The following is a 1,634-nucleotide window of genomic DNA, read 5'->3' as shown; positions in this document are numbered from 1 at the left end:
TGTAAGTCCCATTTGATAATGTCACTTTTGGAGATGCGGATGTTTTGTTGGACTGATTATGTTGTGATCCCCAGATGCTTCCGGTACTTAACCGGACTCATTGCACCCAATGATAATTTAATTCGCTTCTCGTTATACCAGCGTATGTACCTGTCCAGGAAGCAGATAAATTCTTCCTGCGTCGTGCTCGCCCAGTTTCTGCCATAGTACATTTCATTTTTGACCCGCCCGAAGAAGCCTTCACACGCCGCGTTATCCGACGAGCAACCTTTGCGCGACATGGACCTTTTAAGACCTGATGCATTAATACGATCCAACCAACCCGGCCATCGATAATGGCCGCCTCTGTCGCTGTGTATCACCGGTTTTTCATTTTCTCTGAGCGTATCGAGCGCGTCGTCGAGCATGCCATTCACCAGTTTTGCGTCCGGACGTGTTCCTATCGACCAGCTCACCACTTTGCCATCAAAACAGTCGATTACGGGCGACAGATAGACCTTGCCCGCCGGCAGGTGGAACTCAGTAATATCAGTCAGCCACTTCTCATTTGGTACGCAGGATTGAAAATTTCTGGCAAGGAGATTTTCAGGTGCCGGCCCTATTTCTCCGCAGTAAGAGCTGTATCGTCGTTGCCTCGCTTGCTTAACAACGAGTTGCTCCTCAGTCATTAGCCTGCGGACAACCTTTTCAGAGATGCAGAGCTTGTTCTCTCGGAGCATCGCGTGCAGACGCCGGTAGCCATAGCAGCGGTAATTTCCTTCAAAGATCTTTGCCATGGCTATGCGTATTTCCGCGTACTTATCATTTAGACGCCGGCTCGCTTTGTGATAAAAATAGCAACTCCGGGCAAGCTTCAGAACACAGAGCAGTTCAGCGACGGAATAGATTTCCTTAAGGGCATCAACGACCTGGGTTTTCTCCCTGTTCTTCAGGGTCAGGACGCTGATGCCCATGTCTTTTTTTATCAGTTCATTCGCCTTTGTCAGGATATCGCGTTCAAGCTGCAACTGATGAACCTGCTGTTTAAGCCGCGTGATTTCATCAAGCAATGCATCTTGGTTTTTATTCTGAGTTGATGTTTTATGTCTTCGCATGGATCGATAAGCCCCATCGTCGAGCAGGTCTTTCTTCCATTTGTACAGGACCGGGACGCTCACGCCTATGTTTTGAGCAACTTTAAGGACGGTTCCGCTTCGCTTGCAAAGCTCACGGACGGCTTGAGCTCTTTCTTCCTGACTGAAGCATTTGTTTGTATTTGAGCGGACAATCAGAGGGCGCCGGTTTGGATATATTTCTTCAATCCAACGTTTAAGTAATACGTCGCTGGGATAGCCGATGGCTCGCCGAGTAAACGCCAGACAACCACCATGCGTCAGGTAATGTTCCACAGCAGCGATTTTTTGCGCCTGTGAGTATCGCTGTCTCGATTTTAATCCTTTTGGTAAGTCGCCAGTTTCTTCATAAATTCGCACCCAGCGACCGAGCTGTTTTATGGATGGATATCCCAATTCTCTGATGACCATAGAGGCTTTTTTGCCATATCGATAATAGAGTTCAACAGCCCGAACCCTGTCCTCATATGAATGCATTAACTCTCTCCCGAGAGTCCAAGTAATCGTCCGCACCCCCTTTTA

General features: G+C 48.2%; 1 protein-coding gene. It reads right to left on the bottom strand.

All coding sequences use genetic code 11. The features are described 5' to 3' along the window. Positions 1–56 precede the first annotated feature (56 nt). On the bottom strand, positions 57–1,589 hold the full coding sequence (locus ACO0U8_RS24175) for an IS3 family transposase (protein ID WP_421671766.1): 1,533 nt from the start codon (positions 1,587–1,589) through the stop codon (positions 57–59). Positions 1,590–1,634 lie beyond the last annotated feature (45 nt).

The sequence above is a fragment of the Rahnella sp. EDr1-12 genome (genome assembly GCF_049206505.1).
Taxonomy (GTDB): domain Bacteria; phylum Pseudomonadota; class Gammaproteobacteria; order Enterobacterales; family Enterobacteriaceae; genus Rahnella; species Rahnella rivi.
The sequence above is the reverse complement of the archived record's forward strand: the minus strand, read 5'-3'. Positions and strand labels throughout refer to the sequence as shown.

Excerpts from the sequence above, each read along its gene's own strand:
- ACO0U8_RS24175 (WP_421671766.1), bottom strand. The coding sequence starts at position 1,589 with ATGCATTCATATGAGGACAGGGTTCGGGCTGTTGAACTCTATTATCGA.